This is a genomic window from Mesorhizobium sp. M0598, assembly GCF_040320865.1.
Taxonomy (GTDB): domain Bacteria; phylum Pseudomonadota; class Alphaproteobacteria; order Rhizobiales; family Rhizobiaceae; genus Mesorhizobium.
Genome location: NZ_JAMYQL010000007.1, coordinates 1 through 19844, shown reverse-complemented (window position 1 = coordinate 19844; position 19844 = coordinate 1). Strand labels below are relative to the sequence as shown.

Here is a 19844-nt window from a genome sequence, read left to right as displayed (position 1 = left end):
TCCGGCGCGGAACAGACCCCTAAGGATCAAGCTCCGATGCCTTGGCTCGCGCCAGGAGCCGCTCTGCGAGCTTGAGATGCGGCCGATCGTACATCTTGCCGTCGATGCCGACGACGCCTGGATTTCCTGCCGCCTCGAACGCCTCGACGATCGCCAGGGCGCTTTTCACCGCTTGCGCCGAAGGCGTGAAGGCGGCGTTGATGACCGGCACCTGCGCCGGATGGATCGCCATCTTGCCGGTGAAACCGTCGCGCTCGGCCTCGGCGCATTCGGCCTCGAAGCCGGCCATGTCGCGAAAATCCGGAAAGACGGTGTCGATTGCCGCGACTTCCGCGGCACTTGCGGCAAGCATGGTCATGGTGCGGGCGAAGCGGAACACATCCGTGTAGCGGCCGTTCGCGTCGCGCGTCGCGCGTGCGCCAATCGCCGCCGACAGATCTTCCGCGCCCCAGGTGAGGCCGACAAGCCGCGCGCTTGCCTTGGCGTAGGTTGCAGCGGCCATTACGCCGGCTGCGGTTTCGGTGATGATCGGCAGGATCCTTATCGCGCCATCCGGCAGGCCGCTTTCGGCTTCGTGCACCCTGAGCTTGGCCGAGAGATGCTGGACATCCAGTCCGCTGTTCGACTTAGGCAGCATGATGCCGTCTGGTTTCACCGGCACGAGCGCCGCCAGATCGTCGTCGGTCAGTCCGGTCGAAAGATCGTTGACGCGAACATAGATCGCGGAGCTGGTCCGGTGCCTGTGCGCGGCGATGAAACGCGCCGCTGTGTCGCGTGCCAGACCTTTGTTCTGCTCGGCAATCGAATCCTCGAGGTCGACGATGACCACGTCGGCGCCTACGCCAAAGCCCTTCTCCAGCTTCTTTTCCGAATCGCCGGGAACGAAGAGCAGAGAACGCATCGGCTATGCCTTTTTCATCATCATGGCTTGCCTCGTGCATTTGGCAACCAGCACATCGTTCTGGTTATAGGCGCGGTGCTCGAACTCGACGATGCCGCGGTCCGGCTTCGACCTGGATTCACGCACCGAAACCACCGTGGTCTCGACGCGAATGGTGTCGCCATGGAAGACGGGATGTGGAAACACCGTCTCCTTCATGCCGAGATTGGCGATGGTGGTGCCGACGGTGATGTCGTTGACTGAAATGCCGATCATCAGGCCCAGTGTGAACAGCGAATTGACCAGCGGCTTGCCCCATTCGCTCTTCGCCGCGAAGTCGAAGTCGATGTGCAGCGGCTGCGGGTTCAACGTCATCACCGAAAACAACATGTTGTCGCTTTCGGTCACGGTTTTGCGCAGCGTGTGCGTGAACACTTGGCCGACAGCGAACTCCTCAAGATAAAGCCCGGCCATGGTCGATCTCCTCCGCTGCTTCAGGGTTGATAGGCGTTGCATATCGCGCTCGCAAGCCAGTTAACGAACATGGTGAACCGTTCGTAAACCATTTGTGCCTACGGTCTCCACCAGGGTCAGAAGCGTTCTGGCAAGGGGCGTAAGCAGGCGACATGGTCGTTTCGCATTTCCTGAAATGGATCCATACGGCGAAGGTGTCGGAGCGTGCTGCGGCGGCAAGCGCGCTGGCTCGCGCCTATGTCGACTCGGACCTGCCTTTCGAGGACCGCTGCGCTGCGGAGGCGGCGCTGACGCTGCTGCTCGACGACGCATCGTCGAAGGTGCGACTGGCAATCGCCGACGCGCTTTCCATGAGCCACCACGCGCCGCCGCAGATCGTCAGCGCGCTGGCGTCGGACCAGCCCGAGGTGGCCGCTTTGGTACTGGCGCGCTCGCCGCTGCTCACCGATGCCGACCTGATCGATCGGGTTGCCGGCGGCCAGAAAGCGACGCAGAAGGTGATCGCCGACCGGCCGCGTGTCTCGATGTCGGTTGCGGCGGCGATCGCCGAGATCGGTGAGCCGGAGGCTTGCACCACGCTGCTCGCCAACAGCGGCGCCGACATCGCATCCGTCAGCTTTCGGCGCATGGCCGAGCGGCACGGCCATCTGCCTCTAGTGCGCGAGGCGCTGATCGCCGACACCCGGCTGCCCGCCGACTGCCGGCATATGCTGCTGGTCAAGCTCGGGGAGATGCTCAAGGGGTCGCCGCTGGTGCTGGCGCTGATGGGCGCCGCCAGGGCCGAGCGCGTCACACGCGATGCTTGCATCAAAGCTTCGCTGACGCTGATCGAAGGCACGCGGACAGAGGAACATACCGCACTTGTCGAACATCTGCGCCTGCGCGGCGACCTGACCGCAAGCTTCGTCGTCCGCACCATTGCGCACGGCAAGGTCGACTTCTTTGGTTCGGCGCTGGTCGCGCTCAGCCAACAGTCCGAACAACGGGTGAGAGCACTGCTGGCCGGCGGCCATGACGTGGCTCTGCAGGCACTGTTCCGCAGCGCCGGGCTTGCCGCCGCCACCCACGCCATCATTCTGCGCGCGCTGAAGGTCTGGCGCGAGGTCGCCAATGGCAAACGCCTCGCCGGCGTCCAGGAAGTCAGTTGGCTGATGCTGAAGGAATTGGGCGGACAGTTCGCAGAAGGCGATCTCGCCGGGCTGGTCAAATCGATCCATCTCGACGCGCTGCGCGAGAACGCACGCGGGCACGCGCTGGCGATCGCCGCTGCTTAAACCCGGTCCTTCGCGAAAAAATCCGGAAAATCCTCGATCGCGGCGGCAATGATGCGCAGCGAGGCGGCGATCTGCAGCATTTCGGCTGCTTCGCTTCGCTCCGCGATGCCAGCTGCATATTGCCTGGCGACGGCGACGGTCGCCGTCTGCGGCTCGCCGGGCCGCCTGAACAGCAGCTCGCGTGCCAGACCGCGCAGGAAATTGGTGATGGAAAGTGCTGTTTCAGGTGGGATCGCGGAACTCTGTTGCGCGTTGCGCAGCCGCAGGATTTCGAGGCCGACAGTAACGGCAGCAATGCCGCCGTCGAGAACGGCGTTGCCTTTCTCGCCGGCGTTCTGCAGCAGCGGCATCAACTGATTGACCCGATCATAGGCAAGGCTCTCGAAAGCCAGTCGCCGCGGCATGCGCTCATGCAGACAAAGGCGGGCAAGATCTTCGCGCATGGCTTGCAGGATGCGGTTGACGGTGACCCAGGGGTCGGCGGGCAGCACGATGGCGAAGACGCCGATCGCCAGAAGAATGCCGACCAGGACCGATGCCGAATTGGCGAGGAACGGAAACGGATCGTAGGTCATCGCCTGATGTGGGCTGAGGAAGGCGAGGAAATTGATGGCAAAGGCCGCTGCCACGCCGACATACCGCGGATTGGCCATGCCCAGTGCTGCTGGTACCAGGATCGGCACGACAAAGACCATGAACCATCCGAAGCCTGGCAAAGCCGGAAGCGCCAACTGGCCGATGAGAAACGCAAAGGGCAGGGCGAGCAACGTGCCCTCGAAGAAGTTCCATGCCGACCGGATCGGATCGGGGCGAGCCGCGAACAGGCTGGAGACGACCGCGACCAGAATGACCGTGCCCGTCGCGTCCGACCATTTCGTCGCCAACCAGAAGCCGGCGACCAGGAGCGTGGCGACTGCTGCGCGCACGGCATTGCGCGATGCCGCACGATAATCGCGGTGCACCACCAGCGCTGGCTGCCGCCGTTCGCGACTGGCACGAGACGAGGGAGAGCGGAGTGCATCCAGGCCGCGCAGCACTTGCTGCATTGCCTCGGCGAAGTCGGCGGCAATGGTTAGGCGGGTGACAGTGCCAGCCCAGTCAATGTCTTGCCCGGCCGCGATGCCAGGCATCTGCCGTGCCTTGCCGGCGATTGCGTCGAGCCGCGCCACCCAGGGCGCCGTATCGTCCAGCGCGCCCGGCTTGGCTACCAGTTCGCCGACAACGGCCTGCAACTCGGCGCGAACGGGGATGAGGGCTGCATTCTTCGGCGCGGCGTGAGCATGCAGCGCACGCGCCGCCGACAGGGCCGACAGAAGCTGGCCGATGGTACGCCGGACCGGATAGGCGCGGGTGGCGAGGCTCGGCCCTTCCAGCCTTGCGTAGGTGCGCATCTCGCCGAGCGTCTGGACATCGCCGATCAGCTTGCGGTGCAGACCGGCAAGCTTTTCCGCATCGCCGCCGGAAAAAGCGCCGTCCGCATAGGCCGCCAGGTCGAGAATGCTGCGTTTCAGTCTTGAGATGATGGCGTCGGCGGCCAGTTTCGGCAGGATCAGCCGGCTGGTCAGCGCAGCGCAGACGATACCAAGCACGATTTCCGCGCAGCGCGCCACGGCGAGATCGATGACGAGGTGCGGCTGGCCGAAAGCCGGCAGGCCGATGATCATCGCGGTGTAGCCGGCAAGCGCCGCGCCATAGGCTTCCGGATTGCGTAGCAGCGACGAGACCAGCGAGCAGATGCCGATCCAGACGGCAAGAACTGCAACCAGCAACCAGGGGTTGGCATCGAAAAGAGTGGTAATGCCGATCGCCGCCAGCGCGCCGGCAAACGTGCCGAGGAGACGATAAAATCCCTTCGCCAGCACCATGCCGGCGACCGGCTGTGCGACGATGAACACCGTCATCATCGCCCATTGCGGGTGGTCGAGCTTCAGCGCATAGGCGGCCAATATCGCGATGAGGCCGGCCGAAACGGTGCGCAGGGCAAAGATCCAGTCCGAACGCGTCGGCCGCGTCAGGCCAGCGATCCGCGTGCCGATATCGTCCTTCAGCCGCGCCCAGGTCAAGTGCTCGTCTCCAGCTCAGAAGGCCAAGCTAGCGGCGGGAGCTCAGATATCCAGCACTTCCGTCTCGGCGAATTCCGCGCGTTCCTGGATGAAGCGGAAACGGGCCTCGGGCTTGGTCCCCATCAATGCGTCGACCGCATCCTTGGTCGCCGCCTCGGCATCGATAACGTCGACCCTGAGCAGCGTGCGCTTTTTCGGGTCCATGGTGGTTTCCTTGAGCTGGGCAGCCATCATTTCGCCCAGCCCCTTGAAGCGGCCGATTTCGACCTTGCCGCGCCCGGTGAATTCGGTGCGCAGGAGTTCGTCCTTGTGCGCATCGTTGCGGGCATAGGCGACCTTGCCGCCTTGCCGGATCGAATAAAGCGGCGGCACCGCCAGATAGAGATGGCCGCCGCGGACCAGGCTCGGCATCTCCTGGTAGAAAAAGGTGATCAGCAACGAGGCGATATGGGCGCCGTCGACGTCGGCATCTGTCATGATGATGACCCGGTCGTAACGCAGGTCCTCGTCGCGATATCTCGAGCGCGTGCCGCAACCAAGCGCCTGGATGAGGTCGGATATCTGCTGGTTGGCGGCAAGCTTGTCGTTGCCGGCGCTGGCGACGTTGAGGATCTTGCCGCGCAGGGGCAGCACCGCCTGGCTGGCGCGGTCGCGCGCCTGCTTTGCCGAACCGCCGGCCGAATCGCCCTCGACGATGAACAACTCGGCACCGGCGGCGGCATTCTGCGTGCAGTCGGCGAGCTTGCCGGGCAGGCGCAGCTTGCGCACCGCACTCTTGCGCGACACTTCCTTTTCCTGGCGGCGGCGCACCCGCTCGTCGGCGCGCGCGATCACCCATTCGAGCAGTTTCGAAGCCTCCTGCGGATTGTCGGCCAGCCAGTGGTCGAACGGGTCGCGGATGGCGCTTTCGACGATGCGGATCGCCTCGATCGTCGCCAGCCTGTCCTTGGTCTGGCCGACGAATTCCGGTTCGCGGATGAACACCGACAGCATGCCCGCCGCCGAGATCATCACATCCTCGGAAGTGACGATCGAGGCGCGCTTGTTGCCGACCAGGTCGGCATAAGCGCGCAAGCCGCGCGTCAGGACGTTGCGGAAGCCGGCCTCATGCGTGCCGCCTTCGGCGGTCGGAATGGTGTTGCAATAGGAATTGATAAAACCGTCGCCGCCGAACCAGGTTACCGCCCATTCGAGCGAACCGTGGCCACCCTGCTTCTCGCTCTTACCGGCAAACATTTCACGGGTCACCTGGAATTCGTCGCCGAGCGAGGCTTTCAGATAATCCTTGAGGCCGCCCGGAAAATGGAATTCTGCCTTGGCCGGCGTCGTGTCCTTTTCCTTGATCAGCGAGGGATCGCAGGTCCAGCGGATTTCGACACCGCCGAACAGGTAGGCCTTTGACCGCGCCATGCGGTAGAGCCGCGCCGGCTCGAAAGCAGCACCCTTGCCGAAAATCTGCTCGTCTGGATGGAAGCGGATCTTCGTGCCGCGGCGGTTGTGCACCTCGCCGAGCTGCTCCAGGGCGGTCACCGGAACGCCTCGCGAGAAGCGCTGGCGATAGAGCTTGCGCCCAATCGCGACCTCGACCTCGAGATGGTCGGACAGCGCGTTGACCACGGAAACGCCGACACCGTGCAGGCCGCCGGACGTCTCGTAAACCTTGCTGTCGAACTTGCCGCCTGAATGCAGCGTCGTCATGATGAGTTCGAGCGCCGGCTTCTTGAATTTCGGGTGCGGATCGACCGGAATGCCGCGGCCGTTGTCGGTTACGGACAGGTATCCGTCGGCGGAAAGTTCGACATCGATGAAGGTCGCATGGCCGGCGACCGCCTCGTCCATCGAATTGTCGATGACCTCGGCGAACAGATGGTGCATCGCCTTGTCGTCGGTGCCGCCAATGTACATGCCCGGGCGGCGGCGCACCGGCTCCAGCCCCTCCAGCACTTCGATATCGGCGGCACTGTAGCTCTCGCTGGCGTCGCGGGGCGCCGGCCGCTTCGCCGCCTGCACCAGCGGGTCGGCCGGGCGCGCGGCGGCGCGAGCCGGTTGCGGCTGCTTGTCCAATTTGGCGAAAAGATCGTTATTGTCGTCCATGCCGGTCCTGGATTCCGATGCTGCGAATCACCACCCGATACTGCCACGCTTTTTGCGGGCAGGCGACGGAGGTTCCTGTTACGTTCGAGGACAGGGCCTCTTACTGCAAAACCATTCGACAACCAAGCGGCGGAAATGGGGTCGAAGCCTGGAGCATCGACGCTTTGTAAACCCTGTCCGAAGGTTACGCCGCAAGATTGGCTAAAAAAACGGTATTTGCGGACTGTCGCTGACCTAGAATGCAGCGGAACCCTCAAGAGGCTGTCGCTTAAGCATGTTGGATTACAGTTCGCTCCTGCTCGCGGCGGCGCTGTCGGGCACGTGCCTTAGCATCACCATGTTTGCGATCTGGTTCACCGCGCCACAGGCACGCTTTGTGCTGACGGTGGCCTGCGGCATTCTCGTGCTGGTCGCACATGTCGTGTTGTTCTGGCATTACACCAGGGATCCAAGCGCCTGGCTTTGCCAGATCGTGCTTGTGCTTCTCAGCCTCGGCTTCCTGATCATCTGCCTGTCGGCCATGCAATATCTCGGCATAGGCGACTACAGGCGAGCCATCTTGCCGACCTTGGTTGCGATGGCTGTTTGCGCGGGCGCGACGTATCTCGGATTTGATGGTGTCGGCTTTATTGTCACCTACGCAACGGTAACGGCGCTGCTCTCGCTCATCGGAGCGATGTTCTGGATTGAGGGTGGTCACGATCGCCGGATATTGCTGGTCGTCTCGTTCCTGAGCGGCGTCTGTGCCCTGTCGTTCGGACTTTGCGGCGCGGTCCTGCTGGTCAAGGGCCAATGGGTGCTGGGTGTTGCGCCCGACAATTGGGCCGAGCGGGTGAATTCCGTGGTGGCCGTCGCCTGCATGACCGGGCTCGGCGCATTGACGCTCTCCCTGCACCATTTGCAGGCGCAGATCGAATTGAAGGCCGAGACGATGACCGATCCATTGACCGGGCTAATGAATCGGCGGGCGTTGACGGCACTCTACGGCGAGCGGGTCTTCGGTCCGTTCATGTCCGTCGCCATGTTCGACCTTGACCATTTCAAGAGGACGAACGACGTATTCGGTCACCCAGTCGGCGACCAGGTTCTGTGCCGCTTTGCCGCCGTCATCAGGAAATACGCCCGGACCGGCGTCGACGCCTTCCGGCTGGGCGGCGAGGAATTCGTGCTCGTCATGTCGCGGATGACGGAAGAGAAGGCCTATGACATTGCGAGCAAGATCAGCGTCGCCTTCGGCACGGAAGTCGTGGCCACCCAACTCGGTCCGTTGCGAAGCACAGTCAGCGGCGGCATCGGCTTTGGCGGAACAAACGGCACCGGTCTCGACGATGTGCTGGCCGAAGCCGACGCAGCACTCTATGCGGCAAAGCGCGCCGGGCGAAATCGCGTCGTCGTCCGGGACCGGGCGAGCAAGGCCGACGGGCCGGCCTTGCGTTCTGCCTGATTGAGGTTTCTATCTTCTTGTTAGACCCATGATCTTGTCCGAAAACCGGATTCCACTTTTCGGGATCATGATCTATTCCGCCGCACCCAGATATTCCGACAGCGGCGGGCAGGAGCAGACAAGGTTGCGGTCGCCGGCGACATTGTCGATGCGCGACACCGGCGGCCAGTATTTTGCCGCCGTGTCGGCATCGCCGGCGGGGTAGGCCGCCTCCAGGCGCGAATAGGGATGGGTCCACTGGCCGGCCAACGCCTCGGCGGCGGTGTGTGGCGCGTTGACCAGAGGATTGTCGCCCAACGGCCATTCGCCCTTCGCCACCTTGGCTGCTTCGCCGGCTATGGCGATCATCGCCTCGCAGAAGCGATCCAGCTCGCGCTTGGGCTCGGACTCGGTCGGCTCCACCATCAGTGTGCCGGCCACCGGGAAAGACATGGTCGGTGCATGGAAACCATAGTCGATCAGCCGCTTGGCGATATCGTCGACGCTGATGCCGGCGCTGTCTTTGAGCACGCGGGTGTCGAGGATGCATTCATGCGCAACGCGTCCGTTGCGCCCTTTGTAAAGCAGGGGGAAATGCTCGCCGAGCCGCGTCGCCACATAGTTGGCGGAGATGATCGCCGTCTCGGTCGCCTGCTTCAGGCCGGAAGCGCCCATCATGCGGATATACATCCAGGTGATCGGCAGGATGGAGGCACTGCCGAACGGTGCCGCCGCCACGGCATGGGCCGAGCCTTCGGTGACGTGGCCGGGCAGATATGGCTTCAGGTGCGCCTTGACGCCGATCGGGCCGACGCCGGGGCCGCCGCCGCCATGCGGGATGCAGAAGGTCTTGTGCAGGTTCATGTGGCAGACATCGGCGCCGATATCGCCGGGACGGGCGAGGCCGACCAGCGCGTTGAGGTTGGCGCCGTCGAAATAGACCTGGCCGCCATGGCTGTGGACGAGGGCACAAAGGTCGCGCGCGCCTTCCTCGAAGACGCCATGCGTCGAAGGATAGGTGAACATCAGCGCCGCAAGGTTGTGCGCATGCTCGGCCGCCTTGGCCTGCAGGTCGGCCGTATCGATATTGCCGTCCTCGGTGCAGCGCACGACGACGACGCTCATGCCGGCCATGGCCGCACTTGCCGGATTGGTGCCATGCGCCGAGGACGGGATCAGGCAGACGGTGCGATGGCCTTCGCCGCGCGACAGATGATAGCCGCGAATGGCGAGCAGCCCGGCATATTCGCCCTGGCTGCCAGCATTGGGCTGCAGGGTCACCGCGTCGAAGCCGGTGATCTCGGCCAGCCAGCCTTCCAGCTCCTCGATCATGGCGCGATAGCCTGTCGAATGGTTTGCCGGCGCGAAGGGATGCAGGTTGGCGACATCAGGCCAGCTCACCGGCATCATTTCGGCGGCGGCGTTGAGCTTCATGGTGCAGGAGCCGAGCGGGATCATGGCGCGGTCGAGCGCCAGGTCCTTGTCGGCCAGCCGGCGCAGGAAGCGCATCATGTCGGTTTCCGAGTGGTTTTCGCGGAAGACGGGCTGGGTGAGGAGCTCCCTGCCGCGCGGTTTTCCTGGCATGGAACTGCCTGCGGCAACGCCGGCCTTGGCGCCGAAAAGCGCTGCGAGTGCCTCCAGATCGCCTTCAGTGGAGGTCTCGTCGAAGCTGATGCCGACATGGTCGGCGTCGATGACGCGCAGCAGCCGACCGGTCTTCTCGGCGGCGGCGGCGATGGCGCCGGCTCTGCCTTTCATTTCCACGGTCACAGTGTCGAAGCGGCTTTCGCCGAGTACCGAAACGCCTGCTGCCTTGAGGCCGGCAGCCAGGCGGTTGGCCAGCGTGTGGACGCGGCCGGCAATCGCCTGCAGCCCGGCAGGGCCATGCCAGATCGCATAGGCCGTCGCCATATTGGCGAGCAGCGCCTGTGCGGTGCAGATGTTGGAGGTCGCCTTGTCGCGGCGGATATGCTGCTCGCGTGTCTGCAAAGCGAGGCGATAACCAGGACGGCCCTTGCTATCCGTCGACTGGCCAACGAGCCGGCCGGGCATCAGCCGCGTCAGCCTGTCGGAGACGGCGCAATAGGCGGCGTGCGGCCCGCCAAAGCCCATCGGCACGCCAAAACGCTGCATCGGGCCGACGGCGATGTCGGCGCCAAGCCTGGCCGGCGCATCGGTCAGCGTCAGGCCAAGCGGGTCGGCGATGAAGACGACCAGCGCGCCGGCCGCGCGGGCCTTGTCGATTGCTGCCTTGTGATTGCCGTAGACGCCGAACGTATCGGGCCAGGAAACCAGCAGGGCGGCGGTGTTGTCGTCGATCACCTCGCCGTCGACCTCGATGCCAAGCGGCTCGGCGCGCGTGCGCACGACGTCCAGCGTCTGCGGGTGCGGCGTGCCGGCCAGTGCCACCTTGGTGCGCTTGTCGCGATGATGGCGCAGCGCGATGCCAACCGCTTCGGCCGCCGCCGTCGCCTCGTCGAGCAGCGAGGCCGATGCCACCGGCAGGCCGGTCAGTTCCGTCACCAGCGTCTGGAAGTTGAACAGCATTTCCAGCCGGCCCTGACTGATCTCGGCTTGGTAAGGCGTGTAAGCCGTATACCAGGCCGGGTTCTCGAACAGGTTGCGCTGGATCACCGGCGGCACGTGGACGCCATGATAGCCGGCACCGATGAAGCTCTTCAGCACCGTGTTCTTTGCCATCGTCGCCGCGAGCTCGGCCAGCGCTTCCGCTTCGCTTGCGGGCCCGGGCAGGGCCAGCGGCCGGTCGAGCCGGATCGACTTCGGCACTGCCTGGCTGATCAGGGTCTCGACCGAAGGAACGCCGATCGTCGCCAGCATGGCTCTGACGTCATGGAGGCCCGGGCCGATATGGCGAGCCGAGAAGGGGTAGGGTGCTGCGGTCATCTTCCTGGTCCTGCTATCAACCAATATGGGCTTTGTAAGCGGTTTCATCGAGGAGGCCGTCGAGCTGGCTCTCATTGGCCAGCTTCATCTTCCATAGCCAGCCGTCGCCGGTTGCCGCCGAATTGACGAGTGAAGGATCCGATGACAGCGCGGTGTTGGCCTCGGTGATCTCGCCGTCGACCGGCGCGTAGACATCCGATGCGGCCTTGACCGATTCGACCACCACGGCGGTGTCGCCCTTGGCCAGTTTTCTGCCCAATTCCGGCAGCTCGACGAAGACGAGGTCGCCGAGCTGCTGCTGCGCGTAGTCGGTGATGCCGACCGTGGCGATGCCGCCCTCGACGCGCAGCCATTCGTGGTCTTCGGTGAAATAGGTCTTTGCCATTGAAATCATCCTTTGCGGTAGCGATGGGGCGTGAAGGGCAAGGGGTGGATGTCGACCGGGATTTTCGTCCCGCGGACATCGGCGAACAGTTTTGCGCCGGATTTGGCAAGCGGCGTCTGGACGTAGCCCATGGCGACCGGATGTCCGGCCGAGGGGCCGAAGCCGCCTGAGGTGACATGGCCGGCAGGGTTGCCGTCAGCATCGAAAAGGGCAGCACCGGCGCGCACCGGCTGGCGGCCTTCCGGCTTCAGGCCGACGCGTTTTTGCGCCGGACCACGCTCCAGGATGGCGCGCAGCGCATCGGCGCCGATGAAGGCGCCAGAGGCGCGAAGCTCCTTGGGGATGGCCCACATCAGCACGGCGCTGGCCGGATCGATCTCCGGCGTGATGTCCAGCCCGTGCAGGCACAGTCCGGCTTCGAGCCGCAGGCTGTCGCGGGCGGCAAGGCCGACCCACATCACCCGCTCGTCCTCGAGCAGCCTGGCGACGAGGTTTCTTGCATCCGCTTCCGGCAGGCCGATCTCGAAGCCGTCTTCGCCGGTATAGCCGGACCGGCTCATGAACCATTTTTCGCGCGGTTCGATGCCGTGCATGAACACCAGCGAACCGGTCTCGATGCCGGCGCGGGAAAGGGCAGCCCACGCCTCGGGGCCCTGTATGGCCAGGAAGACGCGGTCGAGCGCATCCACTTTTACATCGAAATCGCCCTCTGCACCGAAATTTTTGGCCAGTGCGCGCAGATGCTTTTCGTCGGCGGCGGCGTTGCCGGCATTGGCGACCATCATGAAGCGCTCGGCGCCGAGCCTGGTTACGATCAGATCGTCCAGAATGCCGGCCGCCTCATTGAGGAAGAACGTGTATTTGGACTGGGAAATCTCAAGCGCGCCGGCATCGAACGGGCAGGCGCGGTTCAGAAGCGGTGCTGCGCCCAGGCCGCTGATTTCGAACAGCTTCATGTGCGAGATGTCGAACAGGCCGGCATGCTCGCGGCTGTGCAGGTGCTCCTTCATCACGCCGGCCGGATAGGTCAGCGGCATCGACCAGCCGGCGAAGGCGCCGAAACGCGCACCGGCTGCCATGTGCAGATCTTCGAAGGGAAGGTGTTTGGTGTCGTCGCCCGTCATGTCATCTCCAGAGTCGCACGCAAGCGGCCGCGAATGGCGACCAGTCCGTGCCCCTCTGTCTGAAGCCTGAGAGACTCGCGCCCCGTAACTCTGTCGGCAGCGCTTACACCTTCGGCGCGGGGGCAAGCCCCGACTTTCCAGAGTGTCTTTCCCGTCTACGGTTCTTTTGCCTGAGAGATTTCGGGCGATTTCCCCTTCGGCGGCAGCTCTCGCTGCTCTCTCCCACAAACAGGTAGGACTCGGTCAGGAGCCCTCGACTCGTCATCCATAGCCCGTGGACGACACCTTGTCACCTGCCGGCGACATTTTTACGCCAAGTCTTCTGCGGGCCTTCTTTACAGGCAAGCCTTCGCTAACCACGCCGCTTGCCGGTTTCTCAAGACCTTGCCGATATACCGCATAAGGGCCGGCAATTACCGGCGGCGGGCGGGGAAGAAAATGGGCGAATTGATCATGAGCGCGCCGGTGGCCGGGCTGACCTCGAAAAATCGGATCACGGCGGAAGACGTGGTCATGCTGCGCGGCGAAGTGTTCGGCGACGGCGTGGTAACGCGCGGCGAGGCCGAGGCGCTGTTTGCGCTGGATGCAACGGCGAGGGACAAATGCGCGGAATGGCTCGAGTTTTTCGTCGAGGCCGTCACCGATTTCATCGTCCACCAGGAAAAGCCGGCGGGCTATGTTTCGCAGGACAATGCCGACTGGCTGATCCGGACGATTTCGCGCGACGGCATGGTCGACAGCCAGACCGAACTCGAGCTGCTGGTGCATGTGCTGGAAGTTGCCAAATCATCGCCGAGCACGCTTTCGAGCTATGCGCTGGAGCAGGTCGCTCATGCGGTCGTGGACGGCAAGGGGCCGCTGATGACCGGCGGCAAATTTATCCCTGGGTCGATTGCCAAGGCTGAGGTCGAGCTGTTGCGCCGCATTCTTTACGCCTACGGCGGCGATGGCAACATCGCCATCAGCCGCGCCGAGGCTGAGGTGTTGTTCGAGATCAACGAGCGGACAGCGGCGGGCGACAACGATCCGTCCTGGAACGATCTGTTCGTCAAGGCGATCGCCAATTTCGTCATGTGTTCGGCCGGCTACGAACCGCCGGTGCGCGACGTGGCGCTGCGCCGGGATGCTTTTTTCGAACAGGCCGATCCGGAGATCGGCGGGTTCTTCAGCCGCATGGTATCGGGCGGCCTGTCCGGCATCATGGAAGCCTATCGCTCACCGGGCGACGTCGAGGCCGAATGGGAATCGAGGAACAAGGCAGCCGAGGCACTGGCCCGCCGCGCCGAGACGGTCGATGCCGGCGAGGCCAAATGGCTCGCTGAACACATAGGCGACCGGCCGCTGCAGGAGAACGAGCGCGCGCTGCTGACGCTGATCAAGCACGCCTCGCCGGAAATCCACCCGGCGCTGAAGCCGCTGATCGACAAGGTTGCGTGAGCCTTTCACGAGCAACCGAGCGTCACTGCCAACCCTGAAGCGATGCGAACGGACAGGCAGCCAATTAACTGGACAGGCTCAAGTGCATCTCTAGCGACTGATTACAGCCGACGGCAGCGCATTAACCTTTCCGAGGATAGGCAACATCAGCCAGGATCGGTAGACAGCCCTTAAGCGACAATGTCCTGAATCAGGCGCGTGAGTGGGGCTTCGTCGCCGGAAAAGCTTGAGATCATGGCCTTCATGACCCGATCGCGATCCAGTTCGTCATCGTCGAAACCATGGCCGGCGTTGTCGGCTAATATCGCCAGAAACGCCAGCTGAGTGCGGCCGTTGCCTTCTCGGAAGGGGTGTATCGCATTGATCTCAGCGAGAACGTGTGCTGCGCCAGCTGCAAAGACCTTGGCTGATGTGCCGGAATAATGGCCGGCGGCTGAGAGTTCTCCGAAAACCCGCTGCATCTCGGCATCGATGTACTCGGGGTAGCAAAACCAGTTACCGCCCTTGCCGATGCGGATGGTGCGCGGTTCACCGGCCCACGCATAGACGTCCTGAAACAGGTGACGATGCAGTGCCAGATAGTGCGGATAATCCAGATCACCAGCTGGAAAAGCCTCATCGGCCCGGGTCAGAAACAGAGCGAGCTCAAACTCGTCGAGCTCGGACTGATCATGAATGTCGAGGAGGTTGCGAAGGACGGTCGTGCCCGGATAGCACAGAGGATCGGATTCGGCGGCATAGACCAAGGTCCGCTACTTCTTGCGCGCCTGTTCTTTGATGAGCTTGCGTCGCTCATCACCGCTCAGCCCACGCTGCGAGCTTTGCTCAAGGATATGCCCCATGCGTGGACTTAGCTTCATACCTTCGACGGCGCTGATTTTGGCGCCTCGACTGCTCGTCAGGACATACTGTCCGCTCTTTGGCGAGCGATCTAATTTGGGGGAACGACTTTTCATCTGGCAACGCTAGCACATGCCGGCCAAGGGGACCAAAGCGAATTTTGCGGCCGTGAAACAGCTGAATCCGACGATCATGGAGCGAGCGCGCCACTGTCGCTGAAATACGGTCGCTGATCGACAAGGTCGCATAAGCAGTCGCGGGACGCTATTGTTTGGCGGGCTCCGGCTTGGCACTGGTGTCGAAGCGCGACATCCATTTGAAGCTGCCGAACCAGTAGCGGCGCACGCCGCCTATGGTGCCGTCGGCGGTGCGCGCGCCGATCCAGTTGTTGACGTATTGGATGAGGCGGACATCGTCCGGGCGCATCGCAAACGCTTCCGGCGTCCGCAACAGCGGGCCGCCCACCATCGTCAACTTCGCGTCATAGAGCCTGGCGGCCATCTGCGGCGTCGGCGACGTCGCGACCATCGCCTGTGCGTCGCCGCCGATGATCGCGGCGAAAACATCTGAGGTATTGTCGAAAGACAGGATGGTCGCCTTGGGAAAAGCTTCCTTCGCGGCGGCTTGATCGGTGGAATTGGACAGCACGGCGATCTTGTATCCCGGCGCCGCCACTGCCTTTCCCGGCTTTTTCCCAAGGCTGGCGATCGTCGCAACCATACGGATATCGGCGGTACCGGTCTGGTTGGAGAACACCACCTCGCGTGCGCGTTCCGGCGTGCTGGCGTAGCCCGCCGCGATCATGTCGAAATCACCCTTGAGCAGTCTTGTCTTGAGGTCGTTCCAGGGCACCTCGACCAGCTTCAGGTCGACGCCGAGATCAGACGCCAGCGCACTGGTCAGGTCGACATCATAGCCGGCGAACTTCCCGTCGGCCTTCTTGAGGATCCATGGCGGGTTGAGCGCCACGCCGACCGTCAGTGTCTTCTGGTCGATGATGCGCTTGAGGCTGTCGTCCGCCCGGGCTGGCAGCAGCGACAAAGCCAACCAGGCAGAAAGGGCAAGTATAGTTGTGGCAATCATCTTAGCGCGCATTAATATAACCTCGCTGAGCCCGTCCGGTTGTCAGATTTACACAGAGGTGCCATTCTGTCGATAGCGGACCCTGATGGAGAGTTGCGATGTCGACACGGATGACGGTTACCGGTTCGATGATGTTCCTGGTTTGCATCCTGGGCAATCCGGCGAAGCTTTCGCTGCTGCCGGCGGCAGCGCAGGCTGCGGGGGCAAAACGCGTGGTCTGCTCCAGCGCCGATTACCGCTATTCCTATTGCGGGGTCGATACGCGCCGCGGCGTGCAGTTGACCTCCAGGCTTTCGAAGGCGCGTTGCGTATACGGTAGAAGCTGGGGCTATGACGGCGGCGGCATCTGGGTCGACAATGGTTGCTCGGCCGAATTCGCAGTCGCCGGCCCCAACCGCAATCCCTCTGCTGGCGACGTCGCCGCAGCCATTATCGTCGGCGGCGTGGTAGGCGCCATTCTCGACAACGGCAATTCGCATCGCCATCATTCCGATAATTACTATCCGAAGCCGCGCCCGCGCCGTTACGACCAATCGATCGATCCGACGCCGCAATTCGACAATCAGGGCAACCCCAACTTCGATACCCACGGCAACTACCAGGGACCGCACGGGCTGGGCAAGCTTGTCACCCCTGACGATAATCCTGACCTGAATCCGGCCCTGCGCAGCGACGGCGACGACAGCGACGACGACAGTTAGATGAAGCTTGGGTCAGGTTTCGGTCAGATGCCGCCGTACCAGTCGTAGCCATTGTCCTCCCAATAACCGCCTCTGCCGCCGCCGAGATTGGCGAAGCCGTCGACCAGCTCGATCTTGTAGAGGTATTTCGGCATCTTGTAGCCGAGCTGGCGCTCGACGCGGACGCGCAGCGGCGCGCCGTTTTCGACCGGCAACGGCTTGCCGTTGAGGCCATAGGCAAGGATCGTCTGCGGATGACGGGCATCGACCAGGTCGATCGAGCCGTAATATTTGATATCGCCGGCCAGGCTGCGGTCGATCGTGTCGAGACAGTGGAACATGACGTAGCGCGCCTGCGGCTTGACCACTGCCTGGTCGAGCACCAGCGACAGCGGCGTGCCGGTCCATTTGGCAATGCAGCTCCAGCCTTCGACGCAGTCGTGACGGGTGATCTGGGTGCGGCTCGGCATGTTCATCAGCTGCTCGCGGCTCAGCGACAGCGGTTTTTCGACGAGGCCTGAAACCTCCAGCCGCCAGTCGGCGAAATCGCTGGCGAGCAGGCCCTTGTAGAAATCGTCGTCCGGTGCGGTGACACCGTTCGGCCGCTGTGGCTGGCGAATGTCGGCCTCGGTGAACTCCGGCGCCAGCGCGTCAGCGCCGGCAAGCAGTCGCTGCGCCCGCCAGGTCAGGCCATTGGCGCTTTCGAGGAAGCTGCGCAGGCTGTCGCCGACGCCCAGCTGGCTGTCGAAGGCGTCGCAGCCCGACAGCATGATGCCGGAAACGCCGAGGCTGGCCGAGGTCAGGAACTTTCTTCGGCTTATCTGTAGCTTGGAGCTGATCTCGAATTTCGCCATGTCAGGCACTCCTCTCTGGCGCATTGTCGCCATGCGCCGGCGGGTCGGTTCGGTACCACCCGGTGATGATGGAGCGCAGCTCGTTGATTGGACCGGCGGCCAGGATCATCAGGATGTGGATAATGAAGAAGGCGACGAGCAGCAGCATCACCGTGAAATGAATGGTGCGCGCCGTCTGTCGGCCGCCGAGCAGATCATTCAGGAACGGCAGCACCGAATCCATGCTCGGCGACATGGCAAGGCCGGTGATGATCATCAGCGGCAGCAGCACGAACAGCACGCCGCCATAGGCCATCTTCTGCAGCGTGTTGTAGTCGCGCGTGTGGTGGAACCTGAGCTTGGCGTGCTCGACAATGTCTCGCGGCAGGCGCCTGAAATCATCGAGGCGCGGGGCAAGATCGCGGCGCAAATGGCCGTTGATCAGGCTGGCGACCAGCCAGACCAGCAGCGTGGTGGTCAGCACCCAGGCGAAGAAGAAATGAACAACGCGCGCGGTGCCGAGATCGTAATAGGAAGGGATCGTCGCCCAGGACGGGAAGGCACGGGAGGTCTCCTGGCCGGCCGGACCCGACCAGCCGAGCACGCCAGTGGTATCGAAGCGCTTGCCGAAGATTTCGGTATAGCCGCGCGGGCCAGTCGCCGTATTCTCGGCGCCAATGGCGAAGACGGTGTTGTTGTAGCCAAAACCCGACTCCTTGCCGATGTAGAGCTGTGGGCGGGCGTTGAAGATCTGCAGGCCGGAAAGCAGCATGAAGACCAGCGCGATCGCCCACAGCCAATGCGTCAGCCGCGTCCAGCGCGACTGGCGATAGATCAGCGTCGCATCCGTCGAAGCAGCGCTATCTGCCTCGGTGCTGGCTTCGCCTCTGGCAACTGATTCCATGTTTTCCGTGCCTCCCTGCCAAGCGGTTCCGCATGGCCTGTCAGATCTCTTCTCCTCCCAATACGTCGCCAGCCTAAGCGATGTTTCACCCGATCACGGATTTATTACGGACTGCCGAGGCTGACGGCGAGGTTGACCGCGGCTGCCACGATGACCGTGTTGAAGAAGAACGACAGGATCGAATGCACAAGCACGACACGGCGCATTTGCGAGGTCGTGATGTTGGTGTCGGCGGTTTGGGCCGTCATGCCGATCACCGTAGCGAAATAGAGGAAATCCGAGCCTTCCGGCCGCTTGCCGCCCGGGAAGTCAAGGCCGCCGACCGGAATTTTCTTTTTTGTGTCGCCATCCATCGCATCGCCATCCAACCAGTAGATATGCGCGTAGTGAAGTGCCGCCATCGCATGGATGGTCAACCAGCCAAGCGGGATAGACAGCAGCGCCACCATAAGCTCGACGGTGTCCGCGCTCTTCTCCCTGTTGATCAATTGAAACAACGACATGATGGCAATAGCGACGACAATCAGCGTGACCGCGAAGATGGCCAGTACCGGCAGGTCCGTGTCGCCTGCATTCTTGCGCAGATAGCTGCCGGTAAGCCGCGGCATATGGGCGATGACAAGGACGAGATAGGCGGCAAAGAACACATTGGCGCCGATCGAATAGGCAAGCGGCGCACGCCAGACCAGCGCGGCGCCAAAGGCTGCCGCGCCGATGCAGGCCGACACCGCGAACGGCGTGTGGCGTTGCATGGGCATCTTGGTCGGGGTACCAGTCGCCATGGCCTTCAGTCCGCTGAGGCGGATTTCAGCGCTCGCCGCAAGATGCGGTCAAGCTCGCCTAGGAACCGCGAGCGGTCCTGCGGCGCGAAACTCGAATTGTAGCCCTTGCTTTCGCCGGTCTCGCGCAGATGCTGCTTGAGATCGCGCATTGCCACCGCCATGCCGATCGTTTCGGGCGTAAACGGGCGTCCGGTCGGACCAAGTACGTGGGCGCCAAGCGCCACCGCGCGCGCGGCAAGCGGGATATCGGCGGTCACCACGATATCGTTGGACCGGGCATTTTCGACGATCCAGTCGTCGGCGGCATCGGCGCCCTTGGAGACGACGACATTGCGGATCATCGGATCGCGCGACGGACGCAAGCCGCCATTGGAGACGAAGGTGACGACGATGCCGTGCCGCTCGGCGACTTTTTCGACCTCGGCCTTCACCGGGCAGGCGTCGGCATCGACGAGAATAGCAGGTGCGGGCATCGTTGTTCCAAATGTGAAAGAGCCGGGCGGCGTCGCCCGGCTCGATCGATGATAGTCGAGCGGCTACTAGGCCGGCAACGCGCCGGATCTCTTGGCCGTCCAGGTGGCGATATAGTCCATCAGTCCTGGATTGAGGCAATCATAAGGTTCGAGCCCGATCGACTTCAGCTGTGACCTTATGCCGTCCATGC

At 63.2% G+C, this 19844-nt stretch carries 17 protein-coding genes, 1 pseudogene and 1 riboswitch; of the genes and pseudogenes, 4 read left to right on the top strand and 14 right to left on the bottom strand.

All coding sequences use genetic code 11. From position 1 onward, the window contains the following. Positions 1-19: 19 nt before the first annotated feature. Both NKI59_RS11520 and NKI59_RS11515 read right to left on the bottom strand, forming a co-directional pair. The gene (locus NKI59_RS11520; RefSeq protein ID WP_352704298.1) at positions 20-901 is read right to left on the bottom strand and encodes an HpcH/HpaI aldolase/citrate lyase family protein; all 882 of its coding nucleotides are present in this window, start codon (positions 899-901) and stop codon (positions 20-22) included. A 3-nt stretch (positions 902-904) separates the two neighbouring features. Further along, the gene (locus tag NKI59_RS11515) at positions 905-1396 is read right to left on the bottom strand and encodes a MaoC family dehydratase (RefSeq protein ID WP_502901046.1); all 492 of its coding nucleotides are present in this window, start codon (positions 1394-1396) and stop codon (positions 905-907) included. 110 nt (positions 1397-1506) lie between these two features. On the opposite strand from NKI59_RS11515, the gene NKI59_RS11510 reads away from it, so the two are divergent. Then, on the top strand, positions 1507-2628 hold the full coding sequence (locus NKI59_RS11510) for a DUF2336 domain-containing protein (RefSeq protein ID WP_352704296.1): 1122 nt from the start codon (positions 1507-1509) through the stop codon (positions 2626-2628). On the opposite strand, the gene NKI59_RS11505 is transcribed toward NKI59_RS11510, so the two are convergent. Together NKI59_RS11505 and parE are read right to left on the bottom strand one after the other, a co-directional pair. Beyond that, the gene (locus NKI59_RS11505; RefSeq protein ID WP_352704294.1) at positions 2625-4691 is read right to left on the bottom strand and encodes an FUSC family protein; all 2067 of its coding nucleotides are present in this window, start codon (positions 4689-4691) and stop codon (positions 2625-2627) included. The two genes, NKI59_RS11510 and NKI59_RS11505, sit on opposite strands and share 4 nt — an antisense overlap. Positions 4692-4733: 42 nt before the next feature. Beyond that, positions 4734-6785 (bottom strand): DNA topoisomerase IV subunit B, encoded by a 2052-nt coding sequence (gene parE, locus NKI59_RS11500; RefSeq protein ID WP_352704292.1) that lies wholly within the window; start codon positions 6783-6785, stop codon positions 4734-4736. Between the two features lie 274 nt (positions 6786-7059). Between parE and NKI59_RS11495 the strand changes: the two genes are divergently transcribed. Then, a complete protein-coding gene (locus tag NKI59_RS11495) occupies positions 7060-8229 on the top strand; it encodes a GGDEF domain-containing protein (protein ID WP_352620530.1) in 1170 nt (389 codons plus the stop codon). 72 nt (positions 8230-8301) lie between these two features. On the opposite strand, the gene gcvP is transcribed toward NKI59_RS11495, so the two are convergent. From gcvP to gcvT, 3 genes are read right to left on the bottom strand one after another with little or no spacing between them, the layout of a single operon-like run. Beyond that, positions 8302-11112 carry an aminomethyl-transferring glycine dehydrogenase gene (gene gcvP / locus NKI59_RS11490; protein WP_352704290.1) on the bottom strand — a complete coding sequence of 937 codons (2811 nt, stop codon included), beginning with the start codon at positions 11110-11112 and terminating at the stop codon, positions 8302-8304. A 16-nt stretch (positions 11113-11128) separates the two neighbouring features. Beyond that, entirely contained in the window at positions 11129-11497 is a 369-nt protein-coding gene (gene gcvH / locus NKI59_RS11485) for a glycine cleavage system protein GcvH (RefSeq protein ID WP_352704288.1), read from the bottom strand. A 5-nt stretch (positions 11498-11502) separates the two neighbouring features. Further along, entirely contained in the window at positions 11503-12621 is a 1119-nt protein-coding gene (gene gcvT / locus NKI59_RS11480; protein ID WP_352704287.1) for a glycine cleavage system aminomethyltransferase GcvT, read from the bottom strand. A 148-nt stretch (positions 12622-12769) separates the two neighbouring features. Then, a riboswitch (glycine riboswitch) is annotated at positions 12770-12856 on the bottom strand. Positions 12857-13059: 203 nt separating this feature from the next. Here gcvT and NKI59_RS11475 point away from each other — a divergent pair. Beyond that, positions 13060-14058, top strand: coding sequence for a hypothetical protein (locus NKI59_RS11475; protein WP_352704286.1), 999 nt, complete (start codon positions 13060-13062; stop codon positions 14056-14058). 170 nt (positions 14059-14228) lie between these two features. Here the strand turns inward: NKI59_RS11475 and NKI59_RS11470 are convergent, their stop codons facing one another. Both NKI59_RS11470 and NKI59_RS11465 read right to left on the bottom strand, forming a co-directional pair. Next, positions 14229-14804 carry a Fic/DOC family protein gene (locus NKI59_RS11470; protein ID WP_352704284.1) on the bottom strand — a complete coding sequence of 192 codons (576 nt, stop codon included), beginning with the start codon at positions 14802-14804 and terminating at the stop codon, positions 14229-14231. Between the two features lie 358 nt (positions 14805-15162). Then, on the bottom strand, positions 15163-15993 hold the full coding sequence (locus NKI59_RS11465; protein WP_352704282.1) for a transporter substrate-binding domain-containing protein: 831 nt from the start codon (positions 15991-15993) through the stop codon (positions 15163-15165). An 86-nt stretch (positions 15994-16079) separates the two neighbouring features. Here NKI59_RS11465 and NKI59_RS11460 point away from each other — a divergent pair, with 86 nt between their 5' ends. Further along, positions 16080-16682, top strand: a complete 603-nt coding sequence (locus NKI59_RS11460; protein WP_023678860.1) for a DUF3011 domain-containing protein — start codon at positions 16080-16082, stop codon at positions 16680-16682. 23 nt (positions 16683-16705) lie between these two features. On the opposite strand, the gene NKI59_RS11455 is transcribed toward NKI59_RS11460, so the two are convergent. From NKI59_RS11455 to NKI59_RS11435, 5 genes and pseudogenes are all read right to left on the bottom strand, one after another. Next, positions 16706-17515 (bottom strand): molybdopterin-binding protein, encoded by an 810-nt coding sequence (locus tag NKI59_RS11455; RefSeq protein WP_352704280.1) that lies wholly within the window; start codon positions 17513-17515, stop codon positions 16706-16708. Position 17516: 1 nt separating this feature from the next. Then, entirely contained in the window at positions 17517-18398 is an 882-nt protein-coding gene (locus NKI59_RS11450; protein ID WP_352704278.1) for a cytochrome b/b6 domain-containing protein, read from the bottom strand. Between the two features lie 104 nt (positions 18399-18502). Further along, entirely contained in the window at positions 18503-19180 is a 678-nt protein-coding gene (locus NKI59_RS11445; RefSeq protein WP_352614058.1) for a DUF1345 domain-containing protein, read from the bottom strand. Positions 19181-19185: 5 nt separating this feature from the next. Then, positions 19186-19653 (bottom strand): YaiI/YqxD family protein, encoded by a 468-nt coding sequence (locus NKI59_RS11440; protein ID WP_352454435.1) that lies wholly within the window; start codon positions 19651-19653, stop codon positions 19186-19188. A gap of 66 nt (positions 19654-19719) precedes the next feature. Then, a pseudogene (locus NKI59_RS11435) lies at positions 19720-19844 on the bottom strand (S-(hydroxymethyl)glutathione synthase); the annotation flags it as partial.